Annotated in this window: 16 protein-coding genes and 1 other annotated feature; of the genes, 2 read left to right on the forward strand and 14 right to left on the reverse strand. The window is 43.0% G+C overall.

What is annotated here, in order from left to right:
• Positions 1-108 precede the first annotated feature (108 nt).
• From REC12_RS00255 to REC12_RS00285, 7 genes are all read right to left on the reverse strand, one after another.
• Positions 109-1,074, reverse strand: a complete 966-nt coding sequence (locus REC12_RS00255) for a LysR family transcriptional regulator (protein WP_308891443.1) — start codon at positions 1,072-1,074, stop codon at positions 109-111.
• Between the two features lie 115 nt (positions 1,075-1,189).
• A complete protein-coding gene (locus REC12_RS00260; RefSeq protein ID WP_308891446.1) occupies positions 1,190-2,713 on the reverse strand; it encodes a 2-isopropylmalate synthase in 1,524 nt (507 codons plus the stop codon).
• A 39-nt stretch (positions 2,714-2,752) separates the two neighbouring features.
• Positions 2,753-3,088: a binding site (T-box leader), on the reverse strand.
• A 257-nt stretch (positions 3,089-3,345) separates the two neighbouring features.
• Positions 3,346-4,032: a response regulator transcription factor gene (locus tag REC12_RS00265; protein WP_308891448.1), complete on the reverse strand. Its 687-nt coding sequence runs from the start codon at positions 4,030-4,032 to the stop codon at positions 3,346-3,348.
• A complete protein-coding gene (locus REC12_RS00270) occupies positions 4,010-5,278 on the reverse strand; it encodes a sensor histidine kinase (protein ID WP_308891475.1) in 1,269 nt (422 codons plus the stop codon). The genes REC12_RS00265 and REC12_RS00270 overlap by 23 nt, the downstream gene beginning before the upstream one ends.
• Positions 5,279-5,382: 104 nt before the next feature.
• Positions 5,383-6,084, reverse strand: a complete 702-nt coding sequence (locus tag REC12_RS00275; RefSeq protein ID WP_308891450.1) for a hypothetical protein — start codon at positions 6,082-6,084, stop codon at positions 5,383-5,385.
• A gap of 120 nt (positions 6,085-6,204) precedes the next feature.
• Positions 6,205-7,704 carry a LolA family protein gene (locus tag REC12_RS00280; RefSeq protein WP_308891452.1) on the reverse strand — a complete coding sequence of 500 codons (1,500 nt, stop codon included), beginning with the start codon at positions 7,702-7,704 and terminating at the stop codon, positions 6,205-6,207.
• Between the two features lie 2 nt (positions 7,705-7,706).
• Complete coding sequence (locus REC12_RS00285) at positions 7,707-8,252, reverse strand: RNA polymerase sigma factor (protein WP_308891454.1); 546 nt, start codon at positions 8,250-8,252, stop codon at positions 7,707-7,709.
• A 359-nt stretch (positions 8,253-8,611) separates the two neighbouring features.
• Between REC12_RS00285 and REC12_RS00290 the strand changes: the two genes are divergently transcribed.
• Entirely contained in the window at positions 8,612-9,169 is a 558-nt protein-coding gene (locus REC12_RS00290) for a hypothetical protein (protein ID WP_308891456.1), read from the forward strand.
• A gap of 35 nt (positions 9,170-9,204) precedes the next feature.
• Here the strand turns inward: REC12_RS00290 and REC12_RS00295 are convergent, their stop codons facing one another.
• On the reverse strand, positions 9,205-9,642 hold the full coding sequence (locus REC12_RS00295; RefSeq protein ID WP_308891459.1) for a DUF1285 domain-containing protein: 438 nt from the start codon (positions 9,640-9,642) through the stop codon (positions 9,205-9,207).
• Positions 9,643-9,733: 91 nt separating this feature from the next.
• Between REC12_RS00295 and REC12_RS00300 the strand changes: the two genes are divergently transcribed.
• On the forward strand, positions 9,734-10,726 hold the full coding sequence (locus tag REC12_RS00300) for a hypothetical protein (RefSeq protein ID WP_308891461.1): 993 nt from the start codon (positions 9,734-9,736) through the stop codon (positions 10,724-10,726).
• 204 nt (positions 10,727-10,930) lie between these two features.
• Here REC12_RS00300 and REC12_RS00305 read toward each other — a convergent pair whose 3' ends face one another.
• From REC12_RS00305 to REC12_RS00330, 6 genes are all read right to left on the reverse strand, one after another.
• Positions 10,931-12,169, reverse strand: a complete 1,239-nt coding sequence (locus REC12_RS00305) for a DUF1015 domain-containing protein (protein WP_308891463.1) — start codon at positions 12,167-12,169, stop codon at positions 10,931-10,933.
• Between the two features lie 96 nt (positions 12,170-12,265).
• Positions 12,266-13,429 carry a phosphoglycerate dehydrogenase gene (locus tag REC12_RS00310; RefSeq protein WP_308891464.1) on the reverse strand — a complete coding sequence of 388 codons (1,164 nt, stop codon included), beginning with the start codon at positions 13,427-13,429 and terminating at the stop codon, positions 12,266-12,268.
• Positions 13,430-13,458: 29 nt separating this feature from the next.
• Complete coding sequence (gene serC / locus REC12_RS00315; protein ID WP_308891467.1) at positions 13,459-14,541, reverse strand: 3-phosphoserine/phosphohydroxythreonine transaminase; 1,083 nt, start codon at positions 14,539-14,541, stop codon at positions 13,459-13,461.
• 614 nt (positions 14,542-15,155) lie between these two features.
• Positions 15,156-16,019: an SAM-dependent methyltransferase gene (locus tag REC12_RS00320; RefSeq protein ID WP_308891470.1), complete on the reverse strand. Its 864-nt coding sequence runs from the start codon at positions 16,017-16,019 to the stop codon at positions 15,156-15,158.
• 60 nt (positions 16,020-16,079) lie between these two features.
• Positions 16,080-16,754, reverse strand: a complete 675-nt coding sequence (locus REC12_RS00325) for a flavodoxin family protein (protein WP_308891471.1) — start codon at positions 16,752-16,754, stop codon at positions 16,080-16,082.
• A 230-nt stretch (positions 16,755-16,984) separates the two neighbouring features.
• Positions 16,985-17,440, reverse strand: coding sequence for a GNAT family N-acetyltransferase (locus REC12_RS00330; RefSeq protein WP_308891474.1), 456 nt, complete (start codon positions 17,438-17,440; stop codon positions 16,985-16,987).
• Positions 17,441-18,067: the final 627 nt, after the last annotated feature.

An 18,067-nucleotide genomic window follows, 5' to 3' on the forward strand; every position in this document is an offset into this window, starting at 1 on the left:
CCACTTCTGACAATAAAAAAACGTATAAAAAAGCCTTCCAGCATCCATGACTGAAGAAGGCTTTTTTCACGCAGCACTATTATATTTTATAGATAATTTCAATGACCTTTACTGAGGATCGGCTGCGCCCGACCTACTGTGGTCCTCTAATTCATTATAATCTTTACTTAAAATTTGGGTCAGCAACTCCCGGTCATGGAGTAAATCGGTTAAGCGGCGCTCATCTTTCGACTGAGTACTTTGCGCATTCGTCAAAATGCTGAGAGGACGATAAACGGGAGCATCTTGGATTTTAAGGGTTTTAAAAATCTTCTGGTCATATTCTTTCCGAACCGTTAAAGAGGAGATGATTGTGATGCCTAGACCGGCAGCAACAACTTGTTTTATGGCCTGAGTACTTCCTAATTCCATTGTTACATTTAGTTGCGCCGGATCAAGGCCTCTTTCTTTGATGGCCATTTCCATCACTTTACGCGTACCGGAACCGACTTCTCTGGCAACGAGTCTTTCAAAAGGAAGCTCTGAGAGGGTAATACTCTTTCTGGTGGCCCAGGGATGAAAATAGGGCAGGACAACGACCAATTCATCTTCCCAAAAACTCTCGACATTCAAATCCTTATGATGGGGGACTGGCCCTTCAATTAAGCCGATGTGAATTTTTTTCTCAAGAACGTCTTGCATAATGGAATCAGTGTTAGCGATTTTAACTTTAAAATCAACCCCCGGATGAGTCCTGAACAAGTAAGCCAGAATATTGGGCAGAATGTATTCTCCGATCGTTAAGGTCGCGCCTAAATAAATAAGCCGTCTTTGATCCTTGGCCAAAGCACATATTTGTTCTTTGGCATTCGCGAGAATCCCCAGGACACTTCGCACATGTTTATAGAATATTTCGCCCTCTTTAGTCAGCGTAACGCCTTTATTAGTGCGATCAAAAAATCGAGCGCCATAATAGTTCTCTAAATTTTGAATCTGTAAACTAATGCTGGGTTGACTCATATGGAGGTTTTTGGAGGATAAGGTAATGTTTTTTGTTTCAGCTACTTCTTTGAACACAAGAAAATGTTGTTCCATGGTGCAGTTTCTCCCTTCCTGATCCCTGTATTCACTCCTCCTTTTATTTTCGCTGAATTTCCTATTTTTCCTTCCGTTGAACACTTTCAATCTCAAATATTACGGCGGCAATGGGCTAAATCACCATGGCCGGCTCCTCGCCCGAGCTTTTCTTAGCCAGGGCATTGATATATGCCTTGGCGCTGGCTTCAATCACATCTGTTGAAAAACCTTTGCCGACAACCAAATGTCCATCCCCATAACGCAGCTTAACCGTGGCCTCTCCAAGAGCTTCACTACTGCGGGATACGGATTTTAACGTATAATCTTCCAATGTTGCCTTATTGCCTGTTATTCTATCGATAGTGTTGAAGAGGGCATTGACCGGACCGTTGCCGCAGGCGGCATCCGTAGTTATCTCCCCTTCAATTTCCAGCGTTACCGTAGCCGTTGCCATCCCCACACCTGATGTTGCAATGGACATACTCTGAAAAACAATGCCATTTTCCGAGTCACCCGAATCTCCCATCAAAACATATAAATCTTGATTAAAGACTTCTTTCTTCTGATCGGCTAAAAGTAAGAACCTCTGATAAACATCATCCAACTGAGCCCCTTCGATTCTATATCCTAACTCCTCAAGACGAAATTGCAAAGCATGCCTTCCGGACCTTGCCGTCAGACTAATAATATTTTGAGGAACGCCAATCGTTTCCGGCTGGATAATTTCATAAGTTCCCCGGTCCTTCAGGACTCCATCCTGGTGTATTCCTGAAGCGTGGTTAAAAGCATTGGCCCCGACAATTGCTTTATGATCCGGAACGGTCACTCCGGTAATGCGTGATACAAGTCTGCTTGTAGCTGAAATCTCACGATGGTTAATGTTGTTTTCCACTCCGTATCCGTCCTTGCGCGTGAAAACCGCCATGATAACTTCTTCTAACGCTGTATTCCCGGCCCGTTCACCGATTCCATTGATAGCGCCTTCCACCTGACGGGCACCTGCCTTGATCCCGGCTAAGGAATTGGCAGTCGCCATTCCTAAATCATTATGACAGTGAACGCTGACGACCGCTTTATCGATATTTTTGACATTTTTAATCACGAAGCTAATTAGCTCTCCATATTCCCAAGGACTGGCATATCCCACGGTATCCGGCAAATTTACTACGGTTGCCCCGGCGGCAATAACAGCTTCGATGACTTTCGTTAAAAAGAGCGGCTCACCGCGAAAAGCATCCTCGGCATAAAATTCCACATCTCCGACATATTTCTTGGCATATTTGACGGCAAAAACTGCCTGCTCAAGCACCCGCTCGGGTGTTAAGTTCAATTTCTTGGCCATATGAACCGGAGAAACCCCAATCCCGGTATGGATTCTGGGATATTCTGCTTTGCGCAATGCTTCGGCACATAGGTCGATATCTTGAGCTACCGCTCGTGTCAGACCGCAAATTGTGACTCCTTTGATTTCTTGAGCCATAGTCTGTACAGACTCAAAATCTCCCGGTGAAGAGGCAGGAAAACCCGCTTCAATAATATCAACACCAAGTTTAACCAATTGATGACCAATTTCAAGTTTTTCCTTGACATTAAGAGTTATCCCTAAGGATTGCTCTCCATCACGAAGAGTCGTATCAAATACGTATAACTTTTGCATAAAAAAACCTCCTTAAAATTATCAAAACCCTTCGTCTCTGATTGAGACGAAGGGTTAATTCGCGGTACCACTCAAGTTAACAGCCAGGGCTGTCTTCTCTAACAAATACGGGATATAGCCAAAGTTCCTGAGTCACGGTCAGTGTTCGATCAGAAGAATCAACATCTGCCTCAAACCCCAAACATTCATCAGCTAAGATCAACATCCGATATCCTCTTCCTTTTAACGGCGGAAGATCCGTCCGAGCCTACTTTGATTAATTTCGGTCGGCTACTCAAGGAAGAGTTCCAATCCTGTTCCATGACTGCTTTGCACCGGCCAGCAGCTCTCTAACATAGAAATGCGAATTGTACTAGTTCCTCTCATCGTCGTTTTAGCAGTTTTTATTATATTGACATTCCTGTGCAGGAATGTCAAGTCTTTTCTTTAAAATTTATAAAAAAACTCTTCTGATCTATAACAACTCCTTGCTTCCCGGACAGAGAAGTCTTCTTAAACAAGAGTAACGTGCGGAAACTCGAAGATAAACCCAGAAAACTAAACGCCTGAGCCCTGAACAAACATATTCGGAGAGTTTCAGCACTATTCTCAGTTTTAGAGAAGTGTGAGGAGAAGCTTTAAACGGGAAAAGTTCAGGAGTTAAAGCGATATCCCGCTCCCCATAAGGTCTCTATATATTCAGGGTTTGACGGATCTCTTTCAATCTTCTTGCGGATTTTTTGAACATGAACCGACACAGTCGCCGTATCTCCGAAGTACTCATCTCCCCAGATCGTGGCAAAGATGTGTTCTTTGCTAAAGACAATGTTAGGGTTGGTGGCAAAAAAAACCAAAAGCTCGTATTCTGTCGTTGTCATGGGAATCTCTTTGCCATTAACGAAGACTTTATGAGAGGCCGTGTTGATTTCCAAACCTCGATGATTTATTACCTCCGAGGAGACGGTTTTGCCTTTGAGCCGTTCATACCGGGCAATATGGGATTTAACCCTGGCTACTAATTCGGCTGGACTGAAAGGTTTGGTTAAATAATCATCGGCACCGAAACCCAAGCCTCTTATCTTATCAATGTCTTCATTTTTGGCGGATACAATAATGACCGGGATTTCAAATTTACCACGAATCTCTTTGGTAATTTGATATCCATCCTTACCAGGCAGCATTAAATCAACGATAATAACATCATAGCGACCGGTCAGGGCCATTTTCAGCCCTTGCCCGCCATCTTGGACTATTTCCGCCGCATAACCGTTTAAGAAAAGATAATCACGTTCCAATTCGGCGATATTCAAATCATCTTCAATAATTAGAATTCGTTTCATGGCCTACCTCATTCATAGTCGTTATTACCGGAAATTTTAAAGAAAAACAGCTGCCTTCCCCCTCGGCACTGGAAACCTCTATCGAGCCTCCATGAGCTTGAACAAGTTCTTTGGCAATTGCCAGGCCGAGTCCGGTACTCATTAAATCTTTAGTCCGCTCATTGTCAATTCTATAAAACCGGTTAAAAATATAGGGCAATTTATCACTGGGAATTCCCGGCCCATTGTCTTCAATATCAATAATAATTGCCTCAGCTCGCCGGTTCATTTGGACATTTATGCCAAAACCGGGATTAGAGCCAAATTTAACGGCATTCCCTATGATATTCTTGAAAATTTGATGTACTCTTTTTCTGTCAATATTAAGCTGACAATCTCCTTCCATCTTGTTCCGGTAGTAAAAATTAATTTTCCGTTCTTCAAGTTCAAACTTGAATTCTTCCATCAGATCCTCCATGAAGGCTCTAATTGGAATAGCCTCAAACTTAAACTCCAGCTTTTGCAGATCCAGTTTGGAAAAGATAAACAAATCATCAATTAATTTATCCATATAAATGATATTTTGATAAATCGTTTTCAGATACTTAGTTACTTTCTCCGGGGAATTGACAACGCCATCCAAAATTGCCTCAATATATCCTTGAACAGAGGTGATGGGGGTTTTCAGGTCATGGGAAATATTAGCGATTAAGGTCTTGCGATTTTCCTCATACTCAGACTTCAGCTTCTCGCCGGCTTGCAGCTTTTGGGCCATTTCATTAAAAGAGTCTACCAGTAGCGCCATAAATCCTAAATCGTGCATTCTGTCAGTTTCTATGAACACATCATAGTTCCCTTTGGCAATCTCCTCGACGCCGTTTTTGAGCTTAAGGATAGGCTTAAAGACTCGCTTTTCCACCCTCCAGAGAAAAACAAATTGCAAGACTTCCTTGACAATAATAAATACGGCAAAGAGAACACTGATTGCCTTTAACCCTACCCAGCGAAAAAGAATGTAAAGAATAATCAGATTTACAATGATACTTATGGGGCGAAAAAAGCGCAAAGATTTATGATACCGATTAAATTCCCAGTGCCTGTGATGGAATTCCTGATGCAGAAGCAATTCTCGTTCTTTACTATAGAACTTTCGACGCCGGTAATGCAATTCCTGATACCTCCGCTGAAATATCCGGCGCTTCTTGCGATGAGCCATTTTATGGTTTTCTACATTACGGTACAATCGCCTTAACAGGCTCTCAAGCATGTGGATCACCCAATTTTCTTCCTAGTATTCGTGTTTATTATACTGAGAATAAGGACGCAAAACAATTCAAGGTTTCGCGTCCTCGTTTGGCCTAAAATTTACTCTTAGTTTAACAGTTTCAATTCCGCTTTGAATTTCAGATCGTGGATCTCCTGAGGATCATTTTTTTGTTTGCCTTCAACCGTAAATAAAATCCTCTCTACGTCTTTGGCTTCACGGACCCAGAGCTTAAACTGAACTTCCGGCTCCTGCAAAGTAAAAAATTCTTTCATCAAACCATGATGCTCACGGTGCTCAGGTATGGCGTGGTGATTCATTCTTTCTTGAAAAACCTTTTTCAGGTCATCCGGAATTTCTTTCAAGCTAAGAGACACAAGAACGGATTGGTCCGCTTGTTCTTCAACTTTAATCTGGTTCAGGATATTTAACATGTAAGCCAGCTTTGTTAATTTTCCTTTTAGTCCTGCACATTTCAGATCTTCGTGACCTTCGAGGCTCACCTGCCGATGATGGTGCATATGACCCATGAAGCCGTGCTGCATGTGCTGCATATGATGCCCGTGCCCGTGGCAGCCTTGCTGCGTAAATTCCGTCTGACTGTCATGCTTGACCTTTTTGCCGTTATAGTCCAGCTCTGTGCTGATTTTTAGTTTAGTCTCACCGCTGTCAAGATTCTTTTCAAATTCATTAACAAAGCCGAAAATCTTAGTTTGATCTTTTGTCCCTTCCAGGCTGAGAATCCCTTTTATTGCCTCCTTATCTTTCATTGTATTAATCACATCATACATCAATTTAAGCTTACTCATTAAAATGACCTCCCTTGTTTTTAGCTACAAGATGATTATAGAGGGAGGTCTTAAAGCCTTTTTTAAGCAATTATAAAAATTCCATAAAAAGACCCCAAAAATCCTGGTACTTCTCTTCTATCACTTAGGGTCATAACCTACGACAGTCCAAATACCGGTATCATCCTGACGGACTAAACGCTTCAGATAGACCGTTTTGATGGGGCCCTCCTGAACTTGAACAATTGCCTCTTTTCCAGTGTTTGTGGTCAGCTTAAGGGAAGTATAGGCTAACGGAGGGTTGCCGTTAATGCCGCCGGGAGACATTTTCAAGGCGACAAAGGTAAAAGCGACTTGCGTGGGGTCGAGCTGCCAAGGACTGCTGCCGGCATCGACTTGCTGTTGATTCCTTTTCTCAACTTCCATATCCACCGTTACCTCTTGCGCAGGCGTTGGGCTAATCCCTTGCCCGGCCTGAGGCAGTACAAGCTTATCATTAAGCTGTTTGGCCAAGTCTTCCGCCCGTTTGCCCTGTACCTTAATTTCCAGTCCATCCTGCTGCCAACGCAAACTGTCTGTGAGAACCTCCAGTTGTCCCCCAGGCGCTTGGCCAAGTGACGCAGTCGGTGCTAAAACCAAAGGGGAGCTCGCCAGGGTTTCAGTCACCACCGTATCGCCGCAGTCAAAAACAATCCGGTTTTTATTCGCCATGATCTTTTGGGGAATTTCCTTTGGCACGATCGGTGTCAGACCACTGATTTGAGATGCCTCCGCTATATCCTTGACTTGTTTGTCCTGGTTTTTATCAATAATTTTATACCCTTGCGGCGGATTATAAGAGAAAATCGCGGTTGGAATTTGAGTATTGGGTTCAAAGGAAACAAACGTAAAAGTTGTTTGCACTGCTTTCTGCATTGCCGTTTGCAACTGAATCGGCAATTTCGTTTCTACGTCCACCCAGAGAAAATAAGAGGCCCCTCCCGGCGGTGTAACTTGAATACGAGTTGCGAGACGACCGGCAATCGAATCCTGGCCGACTGCCTTGTGGGGATAGGCCGCAGCTTTTTCTGCCTCTTGACGCAAATCAAAATCATGAGTGTCGAGATATACGGGCAAGAGTACAACCTCTTTAAGGTTAGGCTGCACGGTCCAATGCTGCTCACCGTTATTGACAGTCATTGTTCCCTCTGCGTCGCGAGTGGCATATTTATTCCCCTCCGACCAGATTTCTACGTTTTCATACACCTGCTTGTCGCCCGCCTGATTGCTGCTGATCTTTTCCATAGTCCCGTGATAATTTTGCAGTTGCTGCACAGTTTGTTCCATGGCTAAGACAATATCCTGCTTTCTAAGCGGCCAAGGTGAAACAATCAAGGCTATTGCCAAAAAACAAGCCACTAAAGCCGCCCAAGGTAGAAACCTTCTGCGGGTTTTAGGCAGCTGAGCACCCTCCAAAGGCAGCTTATGATACAAACTCTCTGTAAACATTGGACTAGGTCCCTCTGCCGGCCGCAAACCTCTGACCAAGCGGGCAGTTTCCTGAAGCTCAGCCGTATCCTTATCCTCACTGTAATCAGGCCGTTGTTCCAGGTTTAAAGAATCTATAAAATTATCGAGTTCCAGCTCCGGAGATTTTTTCATCGTTATCCCTCCTTCTCCTCCTTGCGCATTAAACTGCGCAGCTTTTGAATCGCCCTGTACTGTAAACCGCGGACAGAGTCCTCACTGCACCCCAGGCGCATTGCTGTTTCTTTACGGGAATATCCCTCGACAAGGCGCAGTTGCAAAACCTGCCGTTGATCCGGCGGCAAACTATGCAAAAGATCCTGGACAAACGTTTTGGCCATAACATTGTCTTCCGTTGTTTTTAAATCCGTACTTTCCTGATCCAAGGGACTGACTAAGTGAGTTTTCAATTGTCTGAAACGGTCATAGATTAAATTCTGTGCAGTCTCCCTTAAGTAAGGATAGGAAGGCAACGTTGTTTCAGCGCCCCTGCTTTTGAGACAGCGGACATAGGTTTCTTGAACAATATCTTCCGAATCCGGATGATTTTGCAGCCTGCTATAGATAAAACGATAAAGCCGCGGCATAGTCTGCCGGTACCATTCTTCTTGAGCCGAACTCCTTAAACATTCTCCGTCTTCTTCCTTCCTCCTGATTGTGGTCTGTTTCCCCTCTTTTCTCATCTCTTTGCTCACCTCCTCAATAATTTAAACCCCAAAAGCGGTCTAAATGTCACGCAGGCAGATCATGGATATTTTTAATTGCTTCTTACATTTTAACCGTGGATGAAAAAATCTTAACCTTAAGATAGCAAAAAGAAATAGGGATAGATGTTGCAAAAGGTGTAAAAGTCTTTATATTATAGAACAAAAGCCCTGCATAACAGTGGTAAAGTCCACGTCTATACACGGCTTTCATTCTAAAAACTTATAAAATTTGTTTTTGAAACAACCCCTATTTTTAGGCCTAGACGATTCATTCTTATCATTTTAAAGTTATTGGGAATAACTAGATAAGAAGTGAATCTAAGGGGGCAGAATTTATGAAAGCAGTATCTCCACCCAAAAGTATCCTACTCTTAGATCCTGAAGGTTTAGTTCTTGTCTCGTATCGGCCCTTGACCAATAACCTCATCATTACTAAAGTTTATGAGCAAGAAAAGTTTTTACTGAATCCTGATCCTTGCCTTAACACAGATCATCTCGCTCAATATTTTACTTGTCTTGGCTGTTTCAGAGAAACGATCGCCGAGATTTCAACCATGTACACCGGATGGTCCAGACTTAATAAGGCTCAGCCTATCCGACTCATTGGCATTCATAATCAAGATTCCAATTCCCTGTACATTCAATTTTCCCTCGGTGAGCGCTACTTCGTTTATTTCCGTCAGCTTAAGCCCAACCGTGAAACCGTATCTGAAGAACTGTTCGGAAGGAAAGACTGTTTTAGGCTGCGAGCCTTATGCCCTGACGACGAGCAATATCTCATATCGAATTTGAAGTTTATACCAAAGTCTAAAAAAGCCATCAGCTTTTATCCCCAAATTCCTCATGGCCTTACCCTTAAGAGAAAATGCCATTCTTTACCCTCTTCCGGTTAAGTTGCCCAAAGGGACAATGCTTCCGGAGAATTCAATCAGCTCATCTCTTCAAAAAGCCATTCGCTTTCACCGTATTGGATAATATAATGACCGTCCCGCTCGATCAAGTTTTTACATAACTCGCTGTAAGAAGGACGAGACAGTTTAGTATCGCATTGCCAGAAGAGGGAGAGATAAGGAATATTGCCCTTTAAACTAATATTACCCGGAGGCAGGGGGAATTTCCGGCCATCATACAGCTGTATTATAAGCTGGCCGGCCTGTTCGGTCAGCGATTGCGCGAAAAAAGGAGCATCCTCCACATCCACAGGATACCATTGATTCTGCCAATCTATACCATATCTATCCTGGCTATCTTTTTTTAAATGCGAAGCAAATAAATTAATAATTTCTTTCCTGGTCATAAGTATGCCGTCAGCATACCATTGCCCATCCTTATCAATAAAGAGTTCAGGGGCGCGTAAATTATTCAAGGTATTGCCTCCTTACAAGCAAATGTAGACAGTATAGGGACAGGATAATTTTTTCTATCTTCTTTAATGATAATAAAAAGAGGTGAACCTTATGATTTTCAAAGGATTAACTTTCGGCATATATCCTCTCAGCGTTGCCGGCACACCCTTCGGTTTGGCTGTGGGGCCGGAAGATAACTACGAGAAGATTCAAGTGGCGCTCCAAGACCTTCGGGGTACGACTAAAACTTTACTTCCCAGAAATTATCTCATTTATACTAAGGAATGGGAAGCAAAGATGTTATCTAACGCGGATCGTTACCTCGCTGCCAATTTATTAGGAGATTTAACCTTGGGATGCGGAGATTGGACACAACAGCAAGAGCCGGCGATAGAACTTGATAATTGGCTTGATTTCATTCGCCAAATTATTAAGCAATACGGCTCCCATCTGGCTTCCCTGCAAATTACCAACGAACCCAACTTATCGTTTATGGAAGGTTCAAAGCCTTACATACTGCAAGCTCTTGTCGAAGGGGTAATTGCAGCCAAAAGAGAAACCCTGGACCGCAATCTCCCGCTCAAGATTGGCTTTGGTTCGGTCCCTGACAGCCCCATGGCAGTTCCTGATTTTTGGGAAAACCTTGCTAAGACGGGCGGGAAGGCTTTTAGAGATGCCGTCGATTTTGTCGGCCATAATTTCTATGTCGATGTCTTTGAAGAGCAGCCCCTTGACTTAAAAGCAATAACAACTTCCATCGAACATACCCTGCGCACTTTAAGAGATAAAGATCTTAGAACAGCCGGCATACCCGCTTCAGTACCGATAAGAATTGCGGAAAACGGCTGGCCGACCGGAAAGAACCCTGTTGCCAACATCGAAAGGTCTTACGAGCATCAGGCGGAAGTTCTGGAGACGGTTATTCGAACCATTTACACTCTGCGGCTTGAGCTCAATATTTCCCATTACGAGCTATTTGGCCTGCGGGATGCAGATAGTTCTAAAGAAGACCTTTTCCACCAATTTGGGATAATGCGGGATGATTATACGCCGAAACCGGCTTATCAGACATTTAAAAAATTAATATGCGAACTGGGCATCTGAAGAGCTTCATCCTTTGAATCCACCCTATACCACTTACTCTTCCACATCGTTCCCCTGTTTCCTTCCAATATGACAAAATAATCAAACAGCCTAAACAGCCTGGGTTTAAACTGTAACCTCAGGCTATTTAGGCCTTAATTTTCGCTGTCTTCGTGCAAGTCATCAAGCCAGGCAAACGATACCAACGACACCGGGCAAGCAGCCTCATTCTAACTCATGGATAAATAGTCCGCTTCTAAGCTTCGGTTCAAACCAGGTTGACTTTGGCGGCATCAAGCGGCCGGCATCGGACACGTCAAGCAACTCCTCAATAGCTGTTGGATAGAGAGAAAAGGCGATTTTCATATCTTCCTTAACTCTTCTTTCCAGTTCTTTAAGCCCTCTTATACCACCAACGAAGTCAATTCGTTTATCTGTTCTAATATCTTTAATATTTAGAATTGGTGTTAATAAGTGGTTTTGGAGCAAAGAAACGTCAAGCCCTTCTACAGGATCATCCGACCTGATCTCCTTCTTGGCAGTTAATTTATACCATGCTCCTTCCAGGTACATCCCAAACGTGCCTTTTTCCGCCGGTTTATAGGCTTCTTCCCCCACATTCTCGATTAAAAAAAAGTGTGCCGCTTGCTTTAGAAACTCTTCTTTCCGGTAGCCATTTAAATCTTCGACCACACGGTTGTAGTCTAAGATCAGCAACTGATCATGGGGAAACAGCACAGAGAGAAAAAAGTTAAACTCTTCTTTTCCGGAATAATCCGGATTTGCTTTTCTGCGTTTTAAGCCCACCTTTACTGCCGAAGCTGTTCGATGATGGCCATCCGCGATATAAACGCTCCGGATCTTTTTAAACTCCGCATATATTGCCGCGATGTCATTTTCGTTATCAATTTTCCATACGGTATGCTTAACTCCGTCAGAAGCGACAAAGTCATACAATGGGTTTTCCTTTTTTATCCTGCCCACTACTTCATTAATGGCCGCTTGCGCACGATATGCTAAAAATATCGGCCCGGTTTGGGCGTTACAAATATCCACATGATTGAGGCGGTCGATTTCTTTCTCTTCCCGCGTCTTCTCGTGTTTCTTTATGATATTATCCAAATAATCGTCAATCGCCGCACACCCGACCAAACCCGCCTGAGAACGGCCATCCATTGTCAATTCATACACATAATAACAGTCCTTGACTTCTTTCAGAAAAATGCCTTCCCTGATCATTGCCTGAAGGACGTCCCTTGCTTTCTCATATACCCTAGCATCATAGGGGTTGAAGTCTTTGTCAAATTGCGTCTCAGCCCGATCTATTTTTAAAAATGAGAACGGCTCCTTTAGGACTTCGGCCAGAGCTTCTTCGCGGTTATACACATCATAAGGAAGTGCGGCTACTTTGCCGGCAATATCTTCTCGCGGTCTTACAGCTTTAAATGGTTTTATCGTAGCCAAAGATACTTTTCCTCCATTCCCATAAACTTTATTATTAAGTCAAAGCTTAGACAGGATTCGCAGGGATCAATATTCTTGCATTCCCTCAAGCTTAAATCATTTTATAACCCTTATTCTTAGCACTCCGTCGATTTCGGCAATTCTCTTGATGATGTCAGGGGTTGAAGGCGGTTCGATATCAAGCATGGTATAGGCCCACTGTCCCTTGCTCCTATTCATCATGTCCGAAATATTAATGTTTTCCTGGGCAAAAGCTGATGTGAATTGGCTAAGCATGTTGGGCACATTGCGGTGGTGAATAGCGATGCGCTCCGCTTGAGTACACACCCCCATGTCGCAATTGGGATAGTTTACCGAATTCTGGATATTTCCATTTTCCAGATAGTCCATCAATTGCTCAACTGCCATAATGGCACAGTTATCTTCTGATTCATTCGTCGAAGCCCCTAAGTGCGGAATTGCAATGACTCCTTCAAGTCCCACTACTTTAGGATTGGGAAAATCCGTCACATATTTGCCGACCTTTCCGGACTGTAAGGCTTCAATCAAGTCGTCATCATTCACTAAAGTATCTCTGGAGAAGTTGAGGAGTTTAACTCCATCCTTCATAAGAGCGAAGGTTTCTTTACTGAACATACCTTTCGTCGAATCTGTTAACGGCGCGTGAACCGTAATAAAATCACATTCCCGGTAAATCTCTTCCAATGATTTGCTCGGTTTAATGTATTTCGAAAGCTTCCAGGCAGTGCCCACGGAAATAAACGGGTCATATCCGTAGACTTCCATCTCCAGCTTGATAGCCGCGTTGGCAACCAAAACTCCAACAGCTCCAAGTCCGATTATACCAAGCTTCTTCCCCTTAATTTCCGTTCCAACAAACTTAGCTTTATTTTTTTCAACGAGTTTGGTGACATCCGGGTCCTCCTTAACTGAACTTACCCAGTTCACTCCCCCGATAATGTCGCGGGAAGCCAGGATCAACCCGGCGATCAAAATCTCTTTGACCCCATTGGCATTGGCACCCGGCGTATTGAAAACGACAACTCCTTTTTCAGCACATTTATCAAGAGGGATGTTATTAACTCCGGCCCCCGCTCTGGCAATAGCCTTTAAAGAGCCCGGCAGCTCTAATTCATGAACACTTGCACTTCTGACAAGGGCCGCATCGGCATCAGTGAAATTTTCAACCAACTCGTAATTGTCCGTGAATAAATCCAATCCCACATTGGCTATGGGGTTTAAACGATTGATCTTAAACATTGCTTCATCTACTCCTTAATCGTGTTTTTTTATTTGTTTTCTGCCTCGAATTTTTTCATGAATTCAACTAAAGTTTTAACACCTTCGCTTGGCATGGCGTTATAAATACTGGCTCTCATTCCCCCTACAGTTCTATGCCCTTTCAAATTTTCCAAGCCAAGCACTTTGGCCTCTTTGACAAACTTGGCATCAAGTTCTTCGGAACCCGTGACAAAGGGTACATTCATTAAGGAACGATCTTTCTTAACAACTGTTCCTCTGAACAGCTTGCTTGAATCAAGGTAATCATATAAAATCGCGGCCTTCTCCTCATTTCTTTTCTTCATGGCCTCAAGGCCGCCTAACTTCTGAACCCACTTGAATACTTTGCCGCAAATATAAATGCCATAAGCCGGAGGGGTATTATACAGTGATTTATTGTCGGCATGGGTTTTATATTTTAACATTGTCGGCGTGCCGGGCAAGACATCGTCGCTTATTAAGTCTTCTCGAATAATGACAACAACCACGCCTGCCGGACCGATATTTTTCTGAGCACCGGCAAAAATGAGACCGTATTTCCTTACATCTACCGGTTCGGAAAGGATATCCGATGACATATCCGCCACTAAGATTTTGTCACCTGTTTCCGGCAATTCATTGAATTTTGTCCCATAGATTGTATTGTTGTGGCAGATATACACATAATCGGCCTCATCAGAAATCTTCAAATCTTTCAGGTCGGGTATATAGCAAAACGTCTTGTCTTCAGAAGAGGCGATAACATTGATTTTGCCATAAATCTTGCCTTCAGCGATGGCCTTTTTAGCCCATTGTCCGGTATTAATGTGATCTGCTGCTTTATTTTTCATCAGGTTCATAGGAACCATGGCGAACTGTTGAGACGCCCCGCCTTGCAGAAACAGTACTTTGTAATTATCCGGTATGCTCATCAAATCTCTCAGTGTTTTTTCAGCCTCGTCAATTATTTCCTCAAAAGCTTTTGAACGATGGCTCATCTCCATAACGGACATACCCGTACCGTTATAATCCAACATCTCCTCTGCCGCTTCTTTTAATACCTCTTCCGGCAGTACAGCCGGACCTGCCGAAAAATTGTATACTCTTGCCATAAAAAATCCTCCTTTTATTTTGGAAATTCCCAGAACATCTCCCGTTTTGCCTTTTACACAACTCACCTTTTTCTTTGTTTTTACTTTATTGTCTTAATATGGATTCACTTGAGAAAAACAAAACCCGCCCATAATTGGGGCGGGAATTCCGCGGTGCCACCCAAAAGTTCCAGCCGGTTAAAGACAGATGAAAACGCTTAAAAACAAACAAACCCCTCGTCCCAGTAGGGACGAGAGGTTATTCCCGCGTTGCCACCCATGTTGCCAAAAACGGCCAACTTATGTCCGCGTTACCGGGCGGAACCCGTCACAATTCATCATTGGCCACTCCAGGATGGAATCCTTTGGCTTGGTAGACTGACTTGCACCAACCGCCAGCTCTCTAAGCAACCTGAGCCCAGAACTTCCCTTCATTGTGTTCAAGCGTATTTCAAAGGTTTTATTGAAGTTGATTTTAAACCATTAAGGCTGATGTGTCAATAACTTTTCTATATTAATCGGACTAATTATAGGGTCGTTATAGATTACAGAAGACCAATACCATGGCCCCTTGCTGCAAGCAGGTTTTATCGGCGCTATGTTCCGAATGAACTCTTTCAAGCAAACATCGCGTTCTACAACTTTTCCGCATAGACCATTCTTTCAATTGGTGTTGAGGCAAGGGTCCGACCGGTAGGTTTTACATAGTTCTCGGCCATTTCGTCATAACCCATGTCTTCGATTACCCGCCAACCGTACTCTTTGAGAAAACCCGGCCACGCTTCCGGCTCCATGCCAAAAATCCAAATCTTCTTTTCCACAAACCTTTGGTAACTTTTCTCCCAACTATACATAGCCCGACCATCAAGAAATTCCTTGAGCACATATGTGAAAGCTAGGCGGCTGCCAGAAGCGGCTTTAGCCAAGAAATCAAAGGTTGTTCTAATACCTTTTTCAGTCAAATATTGACTGACAGCTTCCCATACAAAAAATGTCCGCTTGGTTGTAGAATAACCATGTGTTTCCAGAACAGAAGCCAAATCTTCATGGTCGAAATCTATGGCAACTAGTTTGACATGGGCAGGAATTTTCCCGAAGACCTTAAGAAGCCGGACCTGTTTGGAGCCGATATTTTCAGGTTGATCAAGCTCCCAAACAGGCGTGTTGGAAAGAGAGGGGAACCGGTATGCCCGGGTGTCAAATCCTGCACCTAAATTCACTACCGCGTCAATCTGATTGAGCGAATCAAGCAGTTTCTCATCAATATAGCGTTTTCTGCACATCATACCACTCCAGAGACCGGGAGAGTCCTTTTCGGTTACTCGAACCATCCACGCCCTGAGCAACTCAAGACGCATGAACCATAAAAAAGCTCTCCCGGTCGGCAATATCTGGCAGGCCAAGTCATCCTCGACAATACGTTCCTCTTTCGGAAAGTATTGTTCAATTGCTATTAGAGCTGTTGGACCCGCTCCTGTTTTTGCCGCCTCTTTCGCCATAACATTCATTCCCCTCTATTTTAGGCTCAAACCAATCAGTCAAGCATAGTTTAATCAGTACTATTCAGTAACAAAGTCTTGCAATAGTTTCCTTACAGTCATCTCGGATAGTTTCCCATCAATAACGATCTCCCTTCCGGCTTCTTGTAAATTCAAAAGATAATCAGCTATGGCAGATTGTAATTCATCCGGAGGAGATGTCAAGAATTTTCCACTTGTGGCATAAATCTCTCCAATTAATTCCATATTCATTTTCTGTGCAACTCTTTTAGCCCAAAGTGAGATCACCTGAAATTCATCTCGATCAGGAAATCCGCAATTCGATATCATCATTAACTTTGGGGGTTGTGCTTGTCTTTGGGCTTGCTTTGATTCCTGGATATTCTTTTTACTATCATTTTGAGAATGAGGACTTCCTATCATTGTCATTCTGTCCATGAAAACCTTTAACATACCTGAAATATTTCCAAAATATACAGGAGTAGCGAAAACAATTATATTGGCATCTCCTAAATGTGAAAGAACTCCCAGCATATCATCATCGGTCACACACTGGCAGGGGCCTTTTACCCAGCATACATGACATCCCTTGCAGTGTTTTATTTCCTTTTCCGCTAAAAAAATATTTATGGTTTCCGCCCCCGCTTCCTGTGCTCCTTTCAAAAAGGCCTCAACCATTACATTTGTATTACTTTTTTTACCTTTCGGACTACCATTTATCACTGCAATTTTCATACAATTCATTTCCTCACTTCTTATATTTAAGCAATTATATAGACTTTTTGTATTTAAGTTGACATATAATTAGACATTATAAGATATTGTCTACATTTTATCAACTCGGTATTGCTATGTAACTATTGGTAAATCACCAGATACTCATTAACTTATTCGTCCTGCTACAACTTATACACCCCCATTTTGGTGATAAGATTCAAACTATCACAATCATTAAATATTAAAATTCATAATTCTTTAGTCATAAATACATTATTCGGGTCGTCAATATAATCCGCAAAGGGCTCACAATTTCGGAACCCAAAACTTGTATATAATTTTCTAGCCGGTTCAAAAGCAGCCATTGAACCTGTTTCCAAACTTAACCTCTGATAACCTCGCAATTTGGCCTCTTCAATTATGTGTTGAAGAATTTGCCTGGCAACACCCTTTCTGCGGTGCGACGAAGCCGTTCGCATGGATTTGATTTCTCCATGCTGTCTTCCCAATTCTTTAAGCGCCCCACAGCCAAGCAATTGATCACCCTCCCAGGCGCTCCAAAAGGTAATTTCAGGTTGCCGTAATGACTCAAGACCAAGGGCATGCATACTCTCCGGCGGAGACTGAAAAGCCATACTCTGAAGATGCTCGCTTATCAATTGCGCTATTTCAGGTCCAGTTAAATCATCTATTTTAATATCCATAAAAATCTCTCCAAACTTTATAACTTCCTACTAATTCAGCTTGAGGTATTCATTATTGATATATGATAAATAGCATCATTAACATAAACACAATTAATTTTAAATATTATAGGCCATTGACGTTCTCCCTGCAAAGCTTTTAACGTCTTGATGGAGTTTTTTTAGAAACTGTTATTTTAAAAGCCTTTTTTAAAATGCCGGATTTCCGGCAGGCTTTGGAAGGCTGCCCCGGCTACAAAGTATAAAGAAGACTTGCTTCAGGTGGAATTTTAACTCCAGCTGAAGCTTAGTCGCACTTATCCAGGGACTTAGCCGCTCTTAACTCACCGCTTGCCGAAGCGGGAGTCCTAGAGCGGCTTAGCCAGTGGATAAAAAGGTCTCCCGGGCAACAGCATTCTCAGCTAATTTTAAGGAGGGGGTTATATAATTGATTCGTCTTAAATTGACTTTTATACAGCTTTCTAAAAGAATTCGAAAGCTGGCAAATTGTGACGAGGAGCGATAACTAATGAGCAATCACGCGATCATCCGACCTGTTATTTTAACTGCTCTTACCGAAATTTGTGGGACAGATCAGGTTGCCAACAACCCCAACCAGGATCTTTTGGCTAATGGACTCTTAGATTC

Origin of the sequence: Candidatus Desulfosporosinus nitrosoreducens, assembly GCF_030954495.1 — a bacterium.
Lineage (GTDB): Bacteria > Bacillota > Desulfitobacteriia > Desulfitobacteriales > Desulfitobacteriaceae > Desulfosporosinus > Desulfosporosinus nitrosoreducens.